11 protein-coding genes are annotated in these 20464 nt (G+C 36.5%); 4 read left to right on the top strand and 7 right to left on the bottom strand.

Annotated features, from left to right (window positions below):
* Positions 1-140: 140 nt before the first annotated feature.
* The 3 genes from HUW50_RS15820 to HUW50_RS15810 all read right to left on the bottom strand — a co-directional run bounded on the left by HUW50_RS15820 (position 141) and on the right by HUW50_RS15810 (position 6458).
* The gene (locus tag HUW50_RS15820) at positions 141-998 is read right to left on the bottom strand and encodes a hypothetical protein (RefSeq protein ID WP_066324792.1); all 858 of its coding nucleotides are present in this window, start codon (positions 996-998) and stop codon (positions 141-143) included.
* Positions 999-1178: 180 nt separating this feature from the next.
* Positions 1179-3722 carry a glycoside hydrolase family 31 protein gene (locus HUW50_RS15815; RefSeq protein ID WP_066324789.1) on the bottom strand — a complete coding sequence of 848 codons (2544 nt, stop codon included), beginning with the start codon at positions 3720-3722 and terminating at the stop codon, positions 1179-1181.
* 60 nt (positions 3723-3782) lie between these two features.
* The gene (locus HUW50_RS15810) at positions 3783-6458 is read right to left on the bottom strand and encodes a glycoside hydrolase family 31 protein (protein ID WP_198165121.1); all 2676 of its coding nucleotides are present in this window, start codon (positions 6456-6458) and stop codon (positions 3783-3785) included.
* A 697-nt stretch (positions 6459-7155) separates the two neighbouring features.
* On the opposite strand from HUW50_RS15810, the gene HUW50_RS15805 reads away from it, so the two are divergent.
* Genes HUW50_RS15805 through HUW50_RS15795 form a run of 3 tightly spaced genes read left to right on the top strand, consistent with a single transcriptional unit; the run spans position 7156 to position 11830 of the window.
* Positions 7156-8967, top strand: a complete 1812-nt coding sequence (locus HUW50_RS15805) for a cache domain-containing sensor histidine kinase (RefSeq protein ID WP_083964424.1) — start codon at positions 7156-7158, stop codon at positions 8965-8967.
* A 3-nt stretch (positions 8968-8970) separates the two neighbouring features.
* Positions 8971-10545, top strand: a complete 1575-nt coding sequence (locus HUW50_RS15800) for a response regulator transcription factor (protein ID WP_066324774.1) — start codon at positions 8971-8973, stop codon at positions 10543-10545.
* A gap of 52 nt (positions 10546-10597) precedes the next feature.
* Complete coding sequence (locus HUW50_RS15795) at positions 10598-11830, top strand: extracellular solute-binding protein (RefSeq protein WP_157094271.1); 1233 nt, start codon at positions 10598-10600, stop codon at positions 11828-11830.
* Between the two features lie 371 nt (positions 11831-12201).
* On the opposite strand, the gene HUW50_RS15790 is transcribed toward HUW50_RS15795, so the two are convergent.
* The 3 genes from HUW50_RS15790 to HUW50_RS15780 all read right to left on the bottom strand — a co-directional run bounded on the left by HUW50_RS15790 (position 12202) and on the right by HUW50_RS15780 (position 17425).
* The gene (locus HUW50_RS15790) at positions 12202-13752 is read right to left on the bottom strand and encodes a response regulator transcription factor (protein WP_185653027.1); all 1551 of its coding nucleotides are present in this window, start codon (positions 13750-13752) and stop codon (positions 12202-12204) included.
* 9 nt (positions 13753-13761) lie between these two features.
* Positions 13762-15549, bottom strand: a complete 1788-nt coding sequence (locus HUW50_RS15785) for a sensor histidine kinase (protein WP_232328948.1) — start codon at positions 15547-15549, stop codon at positions 13762-13764.
* A gap of 475 nt (positions 15550-16024) precedes the next feature.
* Entirely contained in the window at positions 16025-17425 is a 1401-nt protein-coding gene (locus HUW50_RS15780; protein WP_185653026.1) for a family 4 glycosyl hydrolase, read from the bottom strand.
* 256 nt (positions 17426-17681) lie between these two features.
* On the opposite strand from HUW50_RS15780, the gene HUW50_RS15775 reads away from it, so the two are divergent.
* Positions 17682-18644 carry a D-2-hydroxyacid dehydrogenase gene (locus HUW50_RS15775; RefSeq protein ID WP_066324732.1) on the top strand — a complete coding sequence of 321 codons (963 nt, stop codon included), beginning with the start codon at positions 17682-17684 and terminating at the stop codon, positions 18642-18644.
* Positions 18645-18800: 156 nt separating this feature from the next.
* On the opposite strand, the gene HUW50_RS15770 is transcribed toward HUW50_RS15775, so the two are convergent.
* A complete protein-coding gene (locus HUW50_RS15770) occupies positions 18801-20273 on the bottom strand; it encodes a glycoside hydrolase family 32 protein (RefSeq protein WP_066324729.1) in 1473 nt (490 codons plus the stop codon).
* Between the last annotated feature and the right edge of the window lie 191 nt (positions 20274-20464).

Here is a 20464-nt window from a genome sequence, read left to right as displayed (position 1 = left end):
TTATAAAAATATTAAATTTAACATGTTGCATATATGGTGAAAGATCCATTCTTTTATAAGAAGTCTGACTAAATTCTAATTGAATGTAGTCAGACCCTTTTCTCTCATTTTTGTTGGTTAACAATCATATGAGAAAGTTATCATTCAGCTTTTGGACCATAATCTGCATCAATGATTATATCCAGCGGGTGGCCGCATTTAGTTAATTTTTCTACTTCAGCTCCTAAATATAGATCTGTCTGAAAGTATCCATTCGGCAAATCAACTTGAACAGTATATGTACCTGGGCCATATACGTTCGTGACGTTATCAAAGCTAGTCTGCCCCTCATACGGCTTTCCATCTTCTTGAAGCACTGTCCCCTCCGGATAAGCATAACTTGTAAAACTAATCTCGATTGGATCCATGCCATCTGGGATCGTAAATGTTGCTGTTCCTTTATTCACACTACTATTAAAAAATTGATCGAAAGGTCGCTGTGATCCAATCTCTTCCGTCACTCCAGCTTCATTATTTATTGTTATGGAACCGCTCCACAATTCTCCCTTTCCTGGATGGCCAGTGCGCTGATAAGCTTTAAACATATAATTTCCGTCCATAAGCTGATCTGGTGTATACGTTAATTCTTGTGTTTCACCGGATGTTAACGCATTAACAATTCCAGAGTAAATAACCTCGCCACCTTTAGGATTACCATTCTCCGACCAGTAAACCTCATACGCTACTTCACCCTGCATGGCTTTTGAGTCCTGACCATTTTTTATTGTGGCAGAAATGCCATTGCACGTTACATTTTCAACAGTAAATGTTAATGAGCTTTTATCCCATGATGATTTATTCTGTAATCTTGTAAGTTTTGAACCATTTTGGTAACTGCCTTTTTCAGCTTGCTCATTCTTTATTGAAGCAGCAAATGTTGTATTTACAGGTTGTATAAAGGAAATTGAAAGTAATGTTGCAGTTATAATGCAACAAGATAGTTTATTTAGCTTTTTCACATGACACCCTCATTTCTAACAATCTTTTTATTCTCAAATCTTCTTATGAATTGTCGAGTTTATTCGTTTATAAAAAGAAAAAGGTGACTCAATAGGATCTAACATAGTGTTATTGGTCACCCCTCTTCTTACTACTATACTTTCACTCTTACATTTACCTCTGAATAGGCTGCTGTCTTTTTATCGGATTTGAACTTCTTTCTTCTCATCAGCTGGGATGCTTACATAAAGATCTTTCTCCTCTGCATCATAGAAGAAGCTATTAGTTTTCCCTTGCGTTTCCGCTAAAGAACCAACCTCTTGATATTTACTGTTTCCAGCTTGGATTCTCGATGGTTTTTCTGCATTGTTTAATTTCAATGTGTATTGCTCTAATTTTGATTCTTTGAAGTTTTTAACTTCTTGTTTTTGTTTGAATGTAATTTTATTGCCCTTACGTTCTACATCAAATGATGTTTCGTTGTATTCACCTTGTTTGTAGTCTTCTGTTGCACCATCATCCTCGTAAAACGTATAGGAAGCGTTTTTGTCTAAATACGTATCTAGCACAAGGTTTGTTAAAGGCTTTTCACCTGTGTATTGCTGTACTTCACGATTCGGAATAATTGAGTCTTTCTTCACGAAAATCGGTAAATGACCAAGTGGAGCATCTACAGTAAGAGTTTGTCCACCATCATATTCCTCACCAGTCCAATAGTCTGTCCAGTTTACGCCTTGTGGTAAGTAAACTGTACGTGATGTTTGACCTTTAGTAATAACCGGTGCAAGCATCATAGAGTCGCCAAACATGTACTGGTCACTAATATCATTTGTTTTTTCATCATCTTGGAATTGATAGACAAGCGGTTGATGTACTGGTTTACCACTGTCAGTTGCTTCCCTGAACTCATTGTATAAGTATGGAAGTAATTGATAGCGCAATTCAATGTACTTCTTGCTGATCTTTTCAACTTCCGGACCAAATGTCCAAGGCTCTTGACCTTGTTTAATTTCAGATTTTGCATCACTATCATAATGAATACGTGAGAATGGATAGAATGCTCCTACTTCCATCCAGCGAGCAAACAACTCTGCGTCTGGTCGTTTAGCAAATCCGCCAATATCAGTACCAACGAATGATACACCTGATAGACCAATATTTGAAATCATCGGGATTGACATTTGTAAATGTTCCCAGTTCGATTCGGAGTCACCTGTCCATAATGCCGCCCAACGTTGTGTACCTGCATACATGTCACGTGTTAATACAAACGGACGAGTACCTGGTTTATGAATTTTAAATGCTTGATGAGTAGCATCTGCTTCATCATGGCCGTATAAGTTATGATACTCTGTATGCATAATTTTGTTATCTTCTGTACCAAAGTAAGAATCCAAAGGCATCGTATGGTGCATTTCTGGAGTGTCAATAAATACGGCAGGTTCATTCATATCATTCCAGATGCCGTCAATCCCTTCATTGAATAACGTATCATGGTTATTTGCCCACCAATCGCGAACTTCTTGTTTAGAGAAATCAGGGAAAGCAGAATCTCCAGGCCATACTGGACCGATGAAAGTTGTTCCGTCAGCGTTTTTCGCCCAATAATCATTTTTAGTACCTTCCTGATACATACGGTAGTTTTCATCTTGTTTCACAGCTGGATCATTAATTGCAATAGCATGGAATCCAGGCATTGATTTTAGTTGTTTTAACGCTTGCTTATATTGTTCATTCCAAGTAAATACTCGGAAGCCATCCATGTAGTCAATATCAAAATGCATCGTGTCTAATGGGATTTGCTTTTCACGGTATGTTTTCGCAACATTTACGATTTCATCTGCTTTATATTCCCATTTACTTTGGTGTAAGCCCAATGACCACTCTGGAGGAGCTTCCATTTTACCTGTTAAATCAGTATAGCGGTCAACTACATCACTGATTTCCGGACCGTATGCGAAGTAATACGTTAACTTCCCACCATTTGCATAGAAATAGTAGTAATCGTCAGATTCAGTCGCCATTTCATAGTAGGAACGATGTGTATTATCAAAGAAAATACCGTACGCTTTTTTATCCTTTAATCCAATGAAGAATGGGATCGAAGTATACACGTATTTTGTATCTTTATTATAGGCGTATGCATCTGTGTTCCACATACCAATGCTATCGCCACGTTTGTTGAATTCCAAGCCAGATTGCTCACCGAAGCCATAAAAGTCTTCGTTATCATCTGTTTTCTTAAAGACATAAGGCTTTCCATTTTCATATCCTGAGGTCTTATCTTGGTTTACATAATCCTCGTTGATTACATTTCCTTCCTTATCAAGGAAGCGTACACCAAATGGCTTTAGCTTAATTTCAACAGTAAGTTCCTCTGTTTTTAATGTATACGTATCTGAGCTTGCATTTGCTTTAAATTTTGGAGTCTTCCACTCAGACTCTTTTTTGGCAATCCCTCTTGATTCAAATTCTTTTTCGCCTTTTTTCAATACAGAAACTTTTACAAGATCTTTGTCAAATAAACGAATGTAAGCTTCATTTGTTCCTAGGTCCAATTTGACACCGTTTGAAAGCTTCTCAACTCCTTGAACAGAGAGCTTTTCAAGATTTTCCTTAGCTAAAGGAGTGTCCGCTTCAGGTTGAGTAACTGCCAGAACATTTGGAGCTGCTGCAGTTAAACAAATAGTAGCTGCAATTGATGCTGTTGTTATCATTTTTAAATATTTTTTTGATAAGTTCATGGTTACACCTCTATTAAATTTTTTAAATTGATAGTAAAATTTCTTTTTTTACTTGCTAGCCTAACGTATTTGAACTTCTTTCTTCTCGTCAGCTGGGATGCTTATATAAAGAACTTTTGTGTTTGCGTCATAAAAGAAAGTATTTGTTTTTCCTTCTGTTGCAGCTAGTGAATTGACTTCTTTATATTTACTGTTTCCAGCTTGAATTCTAGAAGGTTTTTCTGCGTTGTTTAATTTCAAGGTATATTGCTCTAATTTTGAATCCTTGTAGTTATTAACTTTTTGTTTTTGTTTGAATGTAATTTTATTTTGCTTGCGTTCTACATCAAATATTGTTTCGTTGTATTCGCCTCTAGTGTAATCCTCTGTTTTTGCATCGTCCTCATAGAAGCTGTATGACGCTTTTTGGTCAAGATATGTGTCAAGGGTCAAGTTCGTCAGCGGTTTCTCATCTGTATGCTGCTGTACTTCACGACGCGGTATGATCGAGTCCTTCTTCACATAGATTGGAAGAGTTGCAAGATCTGCTTGTCTGTGAATCGTTTGACCACCTTTAAACTCTTCTCCAGTCCAGTAATCTACCCAATTCGTTCCAGACGGAAGGTATAAGTCACGTGATGTCTTTCCTTCGTGAACTACCGGAGCCATCATTAGCGAATCACCGAACATAAATTGATCTTGAATATTATGTGTTTTCTCATCCTCTTGGAATTGGTACACAAGCGGTTGCTGAATGAGTTTTCCGTTTTTAGTTGTTTCTTTAAAAGTGTTGTATAGGTACGGCATTAGTTCATAACGTAAGGAAATATATTTTCGGCTGATATCTTCGACTTCCTTGCCGAACTGCCACGGTTCTTGTCTTTGCCATTTTAAGAGATTGCCAGCTTCTGTCTCCATTGGGCTTTTGCCATCATTGTTGTAATGATCCCTGGAGAATGGATAGAAAGCACCAACCTCAATCCAACGTGCAAACAATTCTGATGTTGCTACAACTCCTTCATGAGGTTTTTTCGCAAAGCCGCCAATGTCGTTTCCGACCATCGCAAAACCTGTCAAACCAACATTCGCATTCTGGAAAATTGAAATTCTAAGCATCGCCCATTCGCTCCAGTTATCTCCTGTCCATGTGGCGGTTGCGTACCGCTGAGTACCGGTAAACGAAGCACGCGTTAAAACAAACGGACGCTCGTTCGGTTTTAATGTTTTGAAAGCCTGATCTGTTGCTTGATTTTCAAGGTGAGCGTAGATATTGTGAGCTTCTTCATGTGTCAGTTTTCCGCCAGTATCCGTTTCAAAAACAGTATCCAACGGTAAAGACCAATAGTCTTTTGTGCTAAAGTTAGCCGGTTCATTCATATCGTTCCAAATACCATCAATACCTCTATCAAACATCGTTTTATGCCAACCTGCCCACCAATCACGGGTTTCTTGCTTCAGGAAGTTCGGGAACACGGATAAGGATGGAACGCCCCATGGCCAAACTTTACCCAAATAAGGTGAACCGTCTGGATTTTTAACCCAAAGATCCTTATTTGTTCCTTCGGTATAAGGCAAATATTCCGGTTGGCCAGGATCAGGTACACGCATTGCTGGATCGACAATCGCAACCGTATGATAATTCTGGTTCTCCAGCATTTCGTTCAATCCGTCCGGATCGGGGAATTTATTCCCAAAAAAGAAAGTTTTATAATCATCCATCCATTCAATGTCGTACCACATTCCATCCGCAGGAATTTTCTTTTCACGGTAGGTTTTGGATACTTGCTCAAGGTCCTTTTGATGATAACCCCATGCAGCTTGGTGGAAACCCATCGCCCATTTGGGAGGCATTTGCATCTTGCCTGTCAAATCCGTATAACGGTCAACAACATCTTTAATTTCTGGTCCATTAATGAAATAATAAGTAAGTTTACCGCCATCAGCGTGAAAGTAGTAATAGTCATCGCTTTCTGCCGCCATGTTATAGTAAGAACGGTAAGTGTTATCAAATAAAATTCCGTATGAATTTGTACCTTTTAAACCAATAAAGAACGGGACGGAAGAAAAAGTGTACTTCGAAATGGGTTGCCCCTGATTCTCACGGTTCCACACTGCAATTTCTTTACCACGATGATTTAAACCGGTTGTTTTCTGCCCGAATCCATAAAAGTCTTCGTTTTTGTCGGTCTTCTTAAATACATATGGCTTACCATTCTCGTAACCGACGCTTTGCTCAGCGTCCTCGTTAATGACATTCCCGTCTTTATCCAAATATTTGATTCCGAACGGGCTTTTCTTAATTTGTACAGTTAAGCCGTCGGAAGACAAAACGATTTTTTCGCTATCTTCATTCATTTTGAATTTAGGTGAATTCCAATCGGTTTTTGCGATACCAACTGAGGTATACTCTTTTTCACCTTTTTTCAAGATCGACACTTTTGAAATATCTGAAGATAGTAAACGGATATAAGCTTCCATTTCTCCTAAGTTCAGCTTAATCCCGTTTTCTAATTTTTTGACGTCTTGGACAGTCATCGGTTTCTGCAAATTGTTTTTATCAAGAGGTCTGTCTGGATGAACATGTTGCACATTGCCGTTTTCATCTACCATCTGACCTTCCCACATTTGGGCACCAGGAGGAGCCACATACTCTGCTGCTTTTGAAACCAAAGGAGCAACAGTTCCACTAGTCACAACCGTGGCAGCAAGTAACATAGTTGTATAACTCTTTTTTAATTTCTTCTTTCTTAATTTCATCGATCTCTCCTTCTTCGATAGGAAATAATAATAAAAAACGAAATAAATACAAATCTTAAATACTTCACACAAACTTATTCTTTTTAGTTCATCTCTCCATTCATTGTTGATTTTTGAACCATGATGGTCCTTAGCTTCCCGGGATTACTATCAACTTAGCAACTAAAAGATGCCTAAACAATCGGGAAAAACTCCTACCAGTTCTTTGAATACGCTATCAAAATGCCCCTAAAACCTTAAAAAGGATTTGTTTAAAATTGATTTAAAGTAGAGTGGATCACGATTTTTGATTGTTTTTACAACTACGTAACCAGAGGGAAAATTGAGTCTAATTCTAAACCTAAAATGGATATTACTAGGAATTTGTACTCTATGAGAACTAAAGGACTATTTTCTTTACTGTCCTCCGTATTTGATCGTCAACCTTTTATTTATCGATGATTTCTTAAAATAAGACGATTGAACACCCCTTTTACCCATATTAAGGATTAAATTGTAATATAAGGGAATTTTAACAACGCTTCTTTTCGATATTTAGAGAGGGTAAAATATTATCCACTTTATTCAAAATAAGACACCACACCTATAAAAGCGCTAAAAATGAAGGGGTCGACAAATTCTATTACCAAATCCTTCATTGGCAAAGCAAGCACCTAACCCTGTACAATAATGATACAAACCAATAAGGCGGGGGAATATGATCCAAAGTTTTAACTTACTTAGAAGCTTTTCAGCAAAAATAATCGTAGCCTTTTTACTTGTGATTTTGATATCGACTCTCTTTATCTCGTTGTCTTTTTACTGGGAGTCCAATTCAATCTTGAAGAAAAATGTGAGGGAGTCCACTGTTCAAATCACTAAGCAAACAGCAGAATCACTTTCTTTTATATTAAATGTTGGGGTCGATACCTCTGATTTCATTAGCAGCGATCAGAATATTCAACGAGCTGCATTACAATTAAAGGACAAGCCGTCTTACGAACAAAATAGAGATTCTCAGTACATAAAAACCTTGCTGAATAATTATGTCTATTCCAACTCTTTCGTCAAAATTGTTTATGTGTTAAAAGAGGAAGGCAGCGGGTGGGGCAGCGGAACTTTTTCTGAAGCTAGACTTAAGAAAATTCGTCTTTCAGACCAAGAATGGGTAAAAGAAGTCAAACGAAAGGACGGAGAATTGGTTTGGCAAGGGCTTCAGTATGACTACTTCAGTGGAGGAGGAGTCAGTACGGATTTAATCCTTCCTATCGGAAGGGTATTAAAAGATTTTGACACGCTAAGTAATATCGGACTTGTGCAAGTTCATTTGGATGGTAGGTCAATACTTAATACGATTGAGGAATTGAAACTTGGCAAGACCGGAAAGTTTTTTGTTGTTGATAGAGAAGGAAGGATTATGATTGATTCAAATCTAGACATGATTAACAAAAAAGTGAAAAATTCAGATTTGTACAATCATATTGTAGGTAACGATTCGATTGAATTTGAGTTTGCCGCAAAAGGGGTGCCTTATTACGGTGTTAAGCAACCCCTAAGTAACGGCTGGATGCTTGTAGGTACTGTTCCTATTCATGAAATTAGCGGACAGTTAGACAGTCTCCAATCGTGGATATTATTTTCATCAGTTGTTTTCTCCTTGCTAGCAATTGCCATTGGGCTTTTCATTGCAGGTCGAGTAACTAAGCCTGTCAGACAACTGACCAGAACTATGCTGCATGTTCAACAAGGAAATTTTAATGTAAGAGCGGATGTTAATTCCTCTGATGAGATCGGCTTTTTAAGTAAGAAATTTAACGAAATGCTTAATGAAATCGTGAATTTAATACAACAGGTGGAATCTGAACAGAATGAAAAGCATCATGCTGAGCTTCGCGCTGTTGTACACCGGGTTCATCCCCATTTTCTTTATAACACGCTTAGTACACTCCGCTGGCTTATTGATTCAAAACAAAACGAACGAGCTTCATTAGTATTGTCAGCACTAACCCATCTATTGGAAGCAAATATGGGTAAAAGCGGCAATATTATTACAATCGGAGAAGAACTAGACATCATTAGGAAGTATTTGGTCATTTTGGAGCTTCGCTACGAGAAAACATTCAACCTAGAAATAGATATAGAACCAGAAACGGAAATACTCCTTATTCCTCGTATGTTATTGCAGCCTTTAGTTGAGAACGCTATTTTTCATGGCATCGTGCCTAAAAATACGGACGGACAAATCTCTATTAGGATTCATTCTGATGATGACTATATAGAATTTATTATTAGAGACAACGGATTAGGTATCAGAGATGATAAGTTAAAGGAATTGAACGATCCAAAAATAGCAGTCGAAAAAGGAAATATCGGGATCGGCCTACGGCATATATTTGACACGCTGAGATTGTATTACGCTCAACATTGGGAATGGACCATATCCAACGGTCAGGAGCGAGGTACAACGGTACGCATCTTGTTAAAAAAATTGGACATTCCCACAAAAAAACTAGGGGAACAGGAGGAATAAGTTATGTATAGAATTCTTATCGTCGATGACGAGCCTGTCATCCGCAAAGGAATCACTTCCTTTATTGATTTGGAAAATGAAGAAATTACAGTCGATGATCAATATGCTAATGGTGCGGAAGCCCTGGCAGCACTAAAAAAACAACCCTACGATATTCTTATTACTGACATCAAAATGCCTTTGATAGGAGGCATCGAACTCACAAAGCAAGCATTAGAGCTTTACCCGTGGTTAAAAGTCATTCTAATCAGCAACTACACCGACTTTGAATTTGTAAAAGAAGGGCTTAAGCTAGGTGCTGTCGATTATCTATTAAAGCTAACAATAAAAAAGGATGACCTTCTTTCCGTCCTTCAGCGGTGCATTACTATGCTGGTCGAAGAAAGGAAAAAGGATTTCGAAATGACCAATTACCAGCAAGGCGCTGTCTATCTGGAAAGAAAAAGTGTTGAACAGGAAATTAAACGAATGATCGCACAAGAGCGGACCTTCCCTATTCCAGCAGAATGGGCCCCGGAATGGTTGGAAAATTCCTATGCTTGCGTTTATCTTATGCTTGATCATGCTGATGAGTGGAGAGAAAATCACGGCTACCTATATGTGCAGCTCCTATTGGAAGAATGGCAGAATATGTTTTATTTGCATATTGAAGAAGGAACTGCACTGATTGTAGCTGAAAGCAGCTTGTTTATTATCGTACCAAATCGTGATGGGGATATGCATCGTGGTCGACTTTTGAAATGGAAGCAGGCACTGGAAAATGAATGGCAAGTTTCAACATCAGCAGGCATAGTGGCAGAACAAGGTATTAGCTGTATTATTAAAGGATTTATTAATAGTCGTGCAGCTTGCCAAAGACGTTTTTTCGAAGGTCTTGGCGGACTATACCCTACAAACAACTCAAATACCTTTACCGAAAAAATACCAAAAGGCAAAGAAATCCATCATGATTTTAGTCCTTTATTCGAAATGATCCGCAACGGAGATCCGATTTCATCAGCGATTGAATTTGCTCTAGAACGCTGGAATTGTGGGTATCTAACTCCTGAACAAGTGAAGCAAGAGGCTTGCATCGTTCTTACAGGTGTTTTCAATTTGCACGGCGTGGAGGAACCAATGCTTACAGAGCGCCATGATCTTATTTATCAGGCGGAAACAATGAAACAAATGATATCCCTTCTGATTTGCCAACTAGAAGAAAACAGGACTTCCTTCCTACCAAAACTGACTGAAGATGGATACGATGAGAACTTAATTACCAAGGCGCTTGAATATATTGCCGCTCATTATACCGAGAACTTAACACTTCAGAATTTAGCGGATACCGTTCATCTTAGCAAAAGTTATTTCAGTCTTTATTTTAAAAAACAAACAGGCCGAAACTTTGTCGATTATTTGATAGAACTGCGTATTAGAGAAGCAAAGCGACTATTGGTGGAAAGTGAAAGCCGTATTTACGATGTAGCCAAAGCAGCAGGTTTTAAAGATGTGAAATATTTTAGCAAGGTATTTAAAAAAACAACCGGATTAACACCAATAGCTTACAGGGAAAAATACCAGGTGACTAAAAGTGTTTAAGCTAAGAAACCGTCCTCTTGTGAAGTTTTTGTGGTGGATATTCTGTTTCATAATGTTATTGTTGTTTTCCGGTTGTAAAAATCCTTCCATGATTTCCGACCAAAAAAAGGTTGAATCGCTTAAGAATAGGGAAAAAACGGTCATTACTTTTTGGCACACATACAACGATAGAGAAACCCAACTACTAGAACTGAAGCTGATACCTGCTTTTGAGCGTGAGAACCCGAACATTCAGATTGAGTCTATAAACTTTGCTTTCAATAACGAACTTAAGAACACTTTAATTTCACGAGCCTCTTCAAAAAGAGGTCCTGATTTGGTACGTATTGATATTGCTTGGGTTCCAGAGTTTTCATGTAAAGGGCTTCTTGTACCTTTAAACGAATTCCCAGACTTTCAAGGTATTCGGAAGAGATTTAATCCTGATGCCATGGATATAGGTCTTTATAAAAATAACTATTATTCCCTGCCGCTTAATATTTACACGAAGGCGGCTATCTTTAACCGTGAACTTCTTAAACGTGCAGGCTATACAAACCCACCGGATACAATGGAGGAAGTTCTAGAACTAGCACACAAACATCGCTTTTCAATCGGTCTCGGAGGATTAAAACCATGGGATACGATTCCATATTTATACAGCCTCGGGGGTTCCTTATCCAATAAGAATTTTACAAAGGCTTCCGGCTATTTAAACAGCAAAGAAACAATCTATGCAGTGGAACAGTTAACGGCATTATATAAGAAAAAACTCATTAATCTTCCCGATCAGTCAGGGGACGACAAAAACTTCGAACGAGTACAATCAGGAAATATTCTAATGACCGACGAGGGACCCTGGTTCTACAGTCTACTTAATAAAGGAGAATTGGATCGTGCTCAAAAGCTGACTACTCCAGTACAGTTTCCACAAGGTAAAGAGCCAGCTATGATTATTGGCGGAGAAAACCTTGTTATTATGCAGGGCAGCAAACAACCGACTGCAGCATGGACTTTTATGAAATGGATGACGGAAAAGGAAACACAGCTTCTTATGGCGCAAACTGGATTGATGCCAACAAACCTAGATGCAGCAAAGTCACTGAAAATAACTAAAAATTCTTATCTTTATCCTTATAAGGAGGCTGCAGAGCATGCGTTTTTTTGGCCAAAAGTTAAGAATTGGAGTAAAATCGACGAAGTATATACAGAGTACTTAAATAAAATATTTGAAGGCAAATTGTCCGTTAAGGATGGGTTAGATCGTGCAGCTGCTGAAATAGATAGGCTCTTAGCAGATTCATGATTCGGATCCATGATACAAAGTGCTAAACACATAATATCAGGGAAGTTTTATTAAAGTAGTACTTACTACCTTCTTAGATTGACAAATACATTAACCTAAAAAGCTTTATGCAGAATAATGAGACTCAAAACCTAAGGTTTGAGTCTTAAAGTCATTGCTATATTTTGAATATCTTATTATTAAGCCGCACATCCCACTAAGATCATTTACCTAACAGTAACTGATTTTAGGGGATGTTCACTAGATTTTCTAAGTCTCTTATCTTGAAAAAGCCTTATTAAAAATATATAAATTAATAAAAGAAGGAACAATTCCCCAAATGTTCCAAAATATAGCCCTGATATAGAGATTTGAGCATAAGCGTTGTTCTGTTAATTCATCATTTTACTTTTGCGATAAGTAGATGGAGACATTCCTTCGTACTTTCTAAATTTACTATGAAAGTAGTCTACATTTGAGAAACCAATTCGTTCTGCAACTTGATATACTTTAAGTCCTTGTAATAACAAATTCTTGCCATTTTCAATTCTTACTTTATCGAGATAAGTATTAAAGTGCTCGCCTGTGTAATCTTTAAATAGCTTACCTAAATATGCCCTATTGTAATTAAGAACCTTAGATAATGTCTCAAGTTTTATGTTTTTATCGTAATTACGCTCAATAAGATTTATCATTTTTTTTACTAGAACATCTGTATTCTTCACGTCCATTTTCTCCAGAATCTCTGCAAGTAAGGAATTCACAAAGCTAAGAAGAGCTCTTATCTTTGGTTGATTTTCAATTTCAAAAACCCTTGTAAACACATTTGATAAAGTTTCTCGTATATCTTGATATTCATACATTAGTTTATTTAATAAGGAAGAAATAATTTGAATAAAGTTCTTCTTAATTATATTCTCTGAATAATTTTCATCGATCATCCACATTGCAACTTCATCACATATTCTTTTTATTGCACTTAAATCGCCGATCTCCATTGCAAATAATAATTTATCAACTACACTTGTCATTTTGAACTGTTCTACTTCATACTGAGAATCTTGTATTTCAACCTTTATAGCAGTCTCTGAACTTTCATTCAACAAATAACCTTCATCAAAGAAAAATTGGTGATTAATTAGTTTGCATGTCGATTCATAATATGCGAAAATATCTGTTATTTTGTCAAAAGGATTAGATATAGCAGCTGTAAAATGGGTATAGTTATTATGGAACACATTCTGCAAATTTTTGTATAAATAATCGTATTGACCATTAAATTCAAGCTCATCATTTAACAAAATACCGATATAAGAATTATAAATGAAAACGGTACCAATGTTTCCTTCTTCAAAAAACTCTCTAAAACTATTTTTAAGATTCATCAAGTCAGAGTTACTTTGTTCATCTACACTAATTAATAAGACACGATATTTATTCCATTCTAAAAAATGATCAGAACAATATTTAAATTCATCTAATCTTTCACCCTCTAGAGCAAAATGAATGATACGTTCTCTATTTTCCTCATCTTTTTTTACTTTTATATGATTATATTCTAACACCTCTACTAATTTTGTATTTATCTCTTGTAAATAACGAATCAATTCGTCTTCGTCGACAGGTTTTAATAGATAACCTTTTACATTATTACTAATTGCTTTCTTTGCATATTCAAATTCAGCATGTCCACTTAAAATTAAAAACTGAACTGAAGAATCACTTACCCTTATCCTTTCAATAAGTTCAATTCCTGACATTCCAGGCATCCTAATATCAATGATCATTAAGTTTGGAGAAAGACTACTATATTTTTCAATAGCTTCATTACCATTAGCTGCCGTACCAACTACCTCAAACCCGTAAGATTCCCATGGGATAAGCATAACTAATCCTTGACGGGTGATTGGTTCATCATCCACAATCAATACTTTAAACATCATAACTCCTCCTCAGATGGGTATGATAAAGGATATCTTTGTACCAATACCTTCCTTGCTATCAATGGCTAAACCAGTTATATTGCCGTATGTGAGTTGAAGTCTTTGATGGACATTGCGTAAGCCAATGCGAATTCCTTCCTTTTCTTCTTGTTCATTTAATAGTTTACAAATAGCTTCTTGTTTCTCTTCACTGATTCCAATGCCATTATCTGTTACGACCACATGTAATCCTTCTTCTTTCATTTTTGTATGTACAGATACTTCTCCTCCACTTTCTTTGTTTTCCAAGCCGTGAATCACAGCGTTTTCTACTAGTGGTTGGATGATAAGAGGTGGTATAGGTATATTTTTTGAAAGTGGGTCAATCGTTATTTCATAGTTTAACCGATCACCATGTCGAAATTTTTGTATTTCTAGATAGGAATGAACAACTTCCATTTCACTATTAAGTTTGACTTTTCCTGTTCCAACCTCAATACTATTACGCATTAATTTACCAAGTAATTTTACAACTTGAGCAATCTCCCTCTCTCCGCTTATATGTGCCTTCATTCGAATCGATTCGAGTGCATTAAATAAAAAATGTGGATTAATTTGACTAGCCATCATTTTAAATTTAATTTCATTTTGCTTTCGCTCCAATAATGTTTTCTGTCGATTAGATTCATATACTTCGTTGAGGAGTTTCCTCGTATTATTAACCATTAATTCTAGTTGTTTTGATAACTGTCCAATTTCATCTTCTCCGTCTATTAATATACGAGTATTAAAATTCCCTTTTCCTACAAGGTTAATTTGTTCACTTAATTTTATTAATCTATTTGAAAGTAGTTTTGAAATGTAGTAGATCAACAATAAAGAAACACAAACACTTACAGCTGCAACAATTACTCCCATCCTTCTAAACCGATTGGCATTTCCAACAATATCCTCATCTGTGATAATAGATACAATTCTCACCTTATTCAGACTATTCGCTAAAGGTATGGCCTCAACAAAAATGTGTGTAGGTTGTCCTTCCGAATTTCCTTGAAAAATACCAGTTTGTCCAGCTAATATTTTTTTAGAATTAATGATTGTATTCAGTTTTTTTCCTAAATAACCTGGTTGATTCGTGCTGATTATATTATTTTGATCATCCACAAGCATCGTTGGTTGAGCTTCTTGTGACAAAATCAAATTAAATGCTTTAGTATTTACATTAATAACTAGAACACCACTTGTATCATACTCAAGAAAGTCAACCCTGCGCACTAAACTTAAATACTTATGATCATTATTCGTTTCATCCTCTAGATATAACCAACTTGTTAATCCTTTTCCCTCCCTAGTGGTGGTATACCAGAACGAATTCTTTATCTGTTGATCAACAGGAATGATTTCCCAATCATTCAGCAATGTTGAATTTTCCATATAAAAACGAATATTAACGATCTCTTTATTGTATAAGTTACGATAACTTTGAAATGTATTGTATTCTCGATATGATGAAACAACCTCATAAATCGATTCATATTTTGTGTTAACAATTTGTTTTAAGCGTTGATCAAAAAGAATATTATTTGAAATATATAATGGCACGTTCATGACTTCTAACGTTCTTTCCTTTACTCTCTCCATATTGGCCGACGCTTGTTTTTTGGCATCCTTCAGCGCAAATTGTCTTAACTCATTTGTTAAAAAACCTCCTACAATAAAAACTGGAATAAACACAACAAAAATAAACGAAATAAGTAATTTATTTCTAAGCTTAATATCATTGATTTTTTTCATAATCGTTGAAAGTATTTTCCACACCACCTTATCCAATCTTTATATATAGGTAATCGTTAACCTTATAAAAGTGTACTAAGCCTTAAAAGATTATAGTAATGTTCAGCAATGTATACCCTTACATTTTGAACTAAAAAAATGTCCTTACCTTAATAGGTAGAATGAACCTGATCATACATCGTTTAAATTCTCCCTCTTATTCTATTACTATATTCAATCTTACCATATTTAATAAGTTAAATTGTAACCTTATAAGGCTTCTTAAGAACTTTATTGGAAAATAACGCTAAATTTCCCTACTCCTTCTTCTTTCCCTATAAAAAACGCTTTTTCTTACAGAAAAAACTCCTTTGTAGAAGGCTTGTTTATGGAAAAAACAAGTTCAACACCTCTACAATAGGAGTTTTTATGTAAATACTGTTATTCATTTTTGTCATTATAGTTTTTGGAGAATCGCCTGGTACGTTCTACAGAGAGGTTCAATTTTCAAATCGCATCCTTATACCTCTTGAAGCTCCCATCCATTCAAGTATTCACGTGTATTACCTAACATTTCCTCAAAAAGCTCTGCAGCTTCTTCAGGTGTTAGTGTACTTAATAAAGGATCTTGTATAAATGCTTGAAGGGCTAAGTCTTTATCCTGACCAAGAGCAGCTTGTAATGTTACTTCTTGGTTGTGAACGTGACGAATGACCAAATTATTAATAGAATCAGGTAATTTCCCGGCCAGTACAGGTCTTACATTGTCATAGCTTATGACCGCATTTGTTTCTACTACAGTTTCTAAAGGCACACCATTCATCTGGCCTTTATTAGGTATATTCACATTTGTGATTAATTCGCCTAACCCAAGGAGTGCTTTGATCATATCTACGCCTTCTTCTCCAGTTGGATTCAGTTCAAATGGCTCTACACCTGATGCTAATCGATTACTCTTTTCGATTAATTCTTGTTTGTTCTTTTTACGCCATTTAACAGGAGTTAATCCAAATTTCCACTCTCTAACTTTTTCAGGATTTTTTAAATACCAGGTATTCGGCATAAATTCAGCTAAGTGGCGGTCACCAGCTGCTGCAATTAATCCGAATCTTTTAAATAGGTCAAACTTTACCCTTTCAGCGGATTTAAAGTGATTATTCATCCAATGTCCTTCCTCTGAACCTTCAAAGCCACTTTCATGATACTTGTCGACAAACTGGGAATACAATGGAAAAAGATCTGTACCTTTATAAGAAGCTTTATCAATCCATGTGAAGTGGTTTATCCCTAATACGTTTATATCAATTTCTCTTCGGTCAACATTCTCAATACCTTGTAAAACCTCTAACATCGATGCTAATAATTTCTGGGTACCAAAAACTTCATGGCAACAGCCAATTGCTTTAATTTCTGGAAATGTCGTATATAAAGCTCTCGTACATAGTGTCATCGGGTTTGTATAGTTTATAACCCATGCATTTGGTGAATATTCCTTTATATGTTCTGCGATATCTACAAATATAGGGATTGTTCTTAATGCTCTGACTAAACCACCAGGACCGACAGTATCACCTACTGATTGGTACACACCATACTTTTCTGGTAAATGCACATCTGAATGCATCTCATCAAATGAACCAGGAAGGATAGAAATAATAACGAAGTCCGAACCTGTAAGCGCTTCCTCTAATGTCCTAACAGCTTCATAATCCCATTGCCCAACAACATCGACGCGATCCTTCAAGCGATTTCCTATTAACTCATTTTGATAGGCGGCATCATAATTAATATCATAGAGCTTAACCTTTCCAGAAAGAGCCCCTTCTGTAGCAAGATCGCTCATCAATCCCCAAGCCCATCCTCGTGATCCTCCACCAATATAAGCAATCTGTACATCTTTGACTTTAGTAAACTTATTCATTAATATACTCCCCTTTCTTTGAGATACTTTTATTTTACAATAAAAGCACTTACATATTACATAAAGAAAAGTAAGGTATATTATATTAAAAGTAAGATTTTTGATACTATTCTTACTTATGTTCACGTAATACTTTCCTAAATTTCTATTAATTAGAATGAAAAATGTGAGTAAATATATGATAATTATTAAATGTAGTGAATCTTTGCAACCAACAATATAATAGAATAAACTGAACATACTAGGGGGTTGGGATATGTCAGAAAGAAAGTTGATCATTAGCCAAAATATAAATGATTCTTTATTAAGTAAAATAAAAGAAATCATTCCAGATTGGACCATCATCGTCGGGAGTGCTCCATCCATATGGGAATCTCATGTAGCCGATGCCGAAATCATTGCAGGCTGGAAAAAAGAAATGAATGAAATTATTAATGCTAAACAGGCAAACCTAAAGTGGCTTCAAACATGGAGTGCAGGTGTAAACTCACTTCCACTTAAGCGTTTACAATCAAACAATGTGCAAATTACATCAGCAAACGGCGTTCATGCTTACCCGATTTCAGAAACAATCTTTGCATTAATGCTTGGATTAACACGAAAAATTCATACATATGTGAGACAGCAATTAAACCAAACATGGCACCATGCATCGATGAACCAGGAAATTCATGAAAAAACCGTCGGGATCATAGGTGTTGGAAATATTGGCTTGGAAACCGCAAAAATTGCAAAAGCATTTGGTATGACTGTTCTTGGTTTACGAAACTCAGGACAGGCAGAAGAATATGTCGATGAAATGTATACACCAGCTGATTTACATACGATTCTTCCAAAATGTGATTATGTCATTGTAACCTTGCCATTGACACCAAAAACAAAGGGACTATTTGGTAAGAAGGAATTTCAATCGATGAAGTCTTCTGCATTTTTCATCAATATTGGGCGTGGAGCAATTGTCGAAGAAAATGAACTAATAGAAGCTCTCGAGGAAAAACAAATTGCCGGAGCAGGGCTAGATGTTTTCGAAATTGAACCGCTTCCGCAGAAAAGTCCACTTTGGGAAATGGAAAATGTCATTATTACTCCTCACACTTCAGGCAGTACGGAATACTACAATAAACGGGTAATCGAAGATATTTTTGTCCCTAACTTGAATAGTTATCTTAATGGAAAAGTCCCAAGCATTAATCTACTTGATTTCGAGAAGGGGTATTAAAGGATAAAACATTTTCACTTATAAATATCACTTTAAAACAACTTCCCAGTTAAGAGACTTGGGAAGTTGTTTTTTAATCATACCTGAATTAGTTTTTGTTATATAAACGACAATCTCTCAAAAAAGAACCTGATTTTTTATTAAAGCACCTTTTAATTATTCATATTTCCATTGAATAGCCTCAATTTTCGCCGAGCCTTTTTCTGCAAAGAATTGAATGCCCTGACTTTCTATTTTAGGAAATAGACGTGAAGTAAAAACGATTTCTCCATCATTCACAAATACTTCTATTGAGGATATATCTATAAAGATTTGAAAACGCACTTTGTTTTTCTGATAATGCTTCTGACGAATTGTCCCATATTCTTGTGCAAAAGGAGTCCCTGTTTTGGTACGATCAAGCACTACTTTCTTAACTCCATGATCAAGATAAAGTAATGTTTCTTCCCCCTCACCGACACGTAGCTTCAATCCCGCCCTCTGAGCACTTCCTATTTCTACTTCACATATCATTTCAAACGAGTTACCTGAAAGTGTGCCAAGGTTTTCTACGCTGTCACTTAGTTCCAATTTTGCACTGACTTCATTTTTCCGTTTCTCTTTCAGTTCACGTATTGGTTTCTGATAGAGAACATTTCCCTCAATTGATAACTCTCTTGGTAGCGTTAAACAATGAGCCCATCCTTCAGAATCAGTGGGATACTCTATATCTGGTAATCCCATCCAGCCTACGAGCAGACGCCTTCCATCAGGAGATACAGTTGTTTGTGGAGCATAGAAATCAAAACCAGCATCTATTTCCTGAAAATCGCAGTGATCAAAATGACCATTTGCTATATTTAGAGGCTTCCCCACAAAAGCTCCAGATTGATAAATGTTTTGAAAAGAATCTCCTTTAGAATGAATCCCTTGAGGTGAAAATAGTAGAATTCCATGGTTTTGTAATTCAAAGTAGTCCGGACATTCCCACATAAAACCGAAATTCCGTTCTTTCGTTTTTACCTCTCCTTGCCAAGACCACTGTTTTAAATCATGCGATTGGTAAAGGAGAACACAGCCGGTTAAATCTTCACGCTGACCCCCAACAACCATATAGAAATTGTCTTTTTCTCGCCATACTTTCGGGTCTCTAAAATGCTCTGTGTACCCTTCTGGTTGGCTCTTAATAATTGGTGTAGCTTGTTTCGTCATTCTCCCTGTCTTATCCATAATCACTAAACACTGTGAGGCAAGGCGATTCCATTCTTCATCTCGTTTATTTGCAGTATAGAACAAATATAGGAGATTATTATGCACAATCCCACTCCCAGAATAGATTCCGTGACTTTCAAATGAATAATCTGGTTTGATCGCGACTCCTTTGTTTTCCCAGTTTACTAGATCCGCTGATTCTGTCTGGAACCAGTGTTTCATACCATGAACGGCACCAAAGGGAAACCATTGATAAAATAAATAATAACGTCCGTTATACCAAACAAAGCCATTAGGATCGTTTAACAAACCATACATCGGTTGAATATGATAATGTTGCCTCCATGGACTAGCCGATACTGATAATTCCAGTTTTTTTTGTTCTGCTAAGGTCATACTTTCATACGTACGATAGCGTGCTTCTTTTGTCCATTTCATAGTTAAATTTCCTCCGAAAACAATTTTAAATAATAGGCTGTTTTCGCAAACTTTGTTGCTTTTAAAATAGTATTGGGTTGGTTGATTGGCGCTGCAGGATGCTCGCTTTCCGTGGGGCGGGCGATGAGACTCCTCAGCGCGAAGCGCCTGCGGGGTCTCATCTGTCCCGCTACTCCCACAGGAGTCTCGCA

Source organism: Metabacillus sp. KUDC1714 (assembly GCF_014217835.1).
Lineage (GTDB): Bacteria > Bacillota > Bacilli > Bacillales > Bacillaceae > Metabacillus > Metabacillus rhizosphaerae.
The sequence above is the reverse complement of the archived record's forward strand: the minus strand, read 5'-3'. Positions and strand labels throughout refer to the sequence as shown.

Bases quoted from the DNA above. Each gene is read 5' to 3' on its own strand.
- HUW50_RS15770 (WP_066324729.1), bottom strand. From the start codon at position 20,273: ATGAAATGGACAAAAGAAGCACGCTATCGTACGTATGAAAGTATGACC.
- HUW50_RS15795 (WP_157094271.1), top strand. From the start codon at position 10,598: ATGTTATTGTTGTTTTCCGGTTGTAAAAATCCTTCCATGATTTCCGAC.
- HUW50_RS15805 (WP_083964424.1), top strand. From the start codon at position 7,156: ATGATCCAAAGTTTTAACTTACTTAGAAGCTTTTCAGCAAAAATAATC.
- HUW50_RS15790 (WP_185653027.1), bottom strand. From the start codon at position 13,752: ATGATGTTTAAAGTATTGATTGTGGATGATGAACCAATCACCCGTCAA.
- HUW50_RS15775 (WP_066324732.1), top strand. From the start codon at position 17,682: ATGTCAGAAAGAAAGTTGATCATTAGCCAAAATATAAATGATTCTTTA.
- HUW50_RS15810 (WP_198165121.1), bottom strand. From the start codon at position 6,458: ATGAAATTAAGAAAGAAGAAATTAAAAAAGAGTTATACAACTATGTTA.
- HUW50_RS15800 (WP_066324774.1), top strand. From the start codon at position 8,971: ATGTATAGAATTCTTATCGTCGATGACGAGCCTGTCATCCGCAAAGGA.
- HUW50_RS15780 (WP_185653026.1), bottom strand. From the start codon at position 17,425: ATGAATAAGTTTACTAAAGTCAAAGATGTACAGATTGCTTATATTGGT.
- HUW50_RS15815 (WP_066324789.1), bottom strand. From the start codon at position 3,722: ATGAACTTATCAAAAAAATATTTAAAAATGATAACAACAGCATCAATT.